This is a genomic window from Mesorhizobium sp. M5C.F.Ca.IN.020.29.1.1 (assembly GCF_003997375.1).
GTDB lineage: Bacteria > Pseudomonadota > Alphaproteobacteria > Rhizobiales > Rhizobiaceae > Mesorhizobium > Mesorhizobium wenxiniae.
The window spans coordinates 1-1,604 of record NZ_RZSW01000911.1; the positions used below are offsets into that span (position 1 = coordinate 1).

The window sequence follows — 1,604 nt, forward strand, 5'->3', positions numbered from 1 at the left end:
GTTCTGGATCAGGAACTCGCTGCAGCGTTGCAGGAATTCGGCAACAACCTGAATATCAGGGTCAACATCAGTCCTGCGGTGAAGGGGCGAATTCGCGGACGTATGCCTGATTTGCCACCGCGCGCGTTCCTCGACCGCTTGACGAACCTTTACGGTCTCCAATGGTACTATGACGGCCTTGTGCTCTATGTGTCTGCTGCACAAGAATCGCAAACTCGAATGCTTTTGATGACGTCGATTCGCTTCGATGCGTTCAAGGGGGCTCTCGACAAGCTTGATATCTCCGACGAGCGCTATGTGGTCAAACCCGTGCCAGGCAATGGCCTCGTCTTCGTTTCCGGTCCACCGCGCTTCGTCGCACTCGTGGAGCAGACCTTTAACGGCTTGGTGGCGGAGGCGCAGGCGCAGACTCACATAGCGGCCACGCCAAAAGAATCAGTGCTGATCTTGTTTCGCGGCTCCTCCACTACGGTCGTTCGCGACGGACGACCGGATGCTTCTTATTCTTCTGACATCCCACAACAGGATAGCGTTGGCGGGAAGCCTGAGCTGGGCAAGAAATGAACATTGAGGATTTGCCGCAGCTCTGAAGAACATGACTGCGGCTACCCCTTTGTGAACTCTTCGCAAACTCGTCAGTTTCTCGAAAGCTAATCCGCTCATGATGAGTCCCGGCAGCTCTCGCGGTGACTCCGGCCATTGTGTTGGACCGAACCTTGGAGCCGGCCCGGAACACAGCAATTGAAGGCAGGGCAGGCGCATTCGTGACCTGCCGACGCTTGGAATTGTCGAATTTTGTGAAACGCAAGGGATCTTCTGTCGGGGTCTCTTGTGGGGATTTCAACGTCACGTCTGAGGATGCACAATGTCGGCCAGCAATCTTTCAACTTTCTACCGCTCAAATTCGCTACAGTCCGCAAGGGGTTGGCCGGGCCTGAAAGTTTCCCATTTTGCGACCCAGCATCAGCAAAGTGCATCGTGCTTCGAAGCGATGCTGTCCACTTGTGTGCTGGCAAACAAGCCCGGCTCTTTCGCGCAAGGGGATCTGCCAACGTCGAATCTTGATTCGACAATGGATAAATTGCGGCAGGACCCTTTGGGCCATCTGGCACCGGATGTCGAATCGACATTGAAGGGCTTGGAGCAACACCCACTGGATCTGCTGCCGCCACATATGAGGGCGGCTCTCAAGGAGGACCAATCGCAACGCTCCAAGGCGACTGAAGCCCAACATCTGCTCCGCGTCACCCCGAAGATCGAGCCGGCTCCCAGGCCGAGCCCCGGAATCACGTGGAACGGTGGGTCGCTGACCACGGCTGAGTTGCAGATTGTTGCGGTACTCAACCGTCACAAGGACCAATGCCCGCTTAGTTGGAAGTCGTTGACCGAGAAAGCCAATGATCCCTCTACGCCACCGGATCTGAAAGCGGCGATCAAGGGACTGCAGCAGGATTCGGGACTTTTTTATGCGATTGGCTCGCAGGGCGACGGCCGCTGTGGAGGCAAGATCAACGCCAAGGACTTGGCCGGATTTTCAAACCACCACCCACAAGTTGCTGCATTTCAGGAAGCCCAAGCGCAAAGCTACGAGCAGAACTACATAC

At 55.9% G+C, this 1,604-nt stretch carries 2 protein-coding genes; both read left to right on the forward strand.

From position 1 onward, the window contains the following. The coding region (locus tag EOA85_RS34890; protein ID WP_245486329.1) for a secretin N-terminal domain-containing protein at window positions 1-564 on the forward strand (564 nt) is incomplete at its 5' end. Between the two features lie 301 nt (window positions 565-865). Next, window positions 866-1,604, forward strand: a 739-nt coding sequence (locus EOA85_RS39660) for an HrpF/NolX family T3SS translocon protein (protein ID WP_281033831.1), incomplete at its 3' end; no start/stop codon positions are given.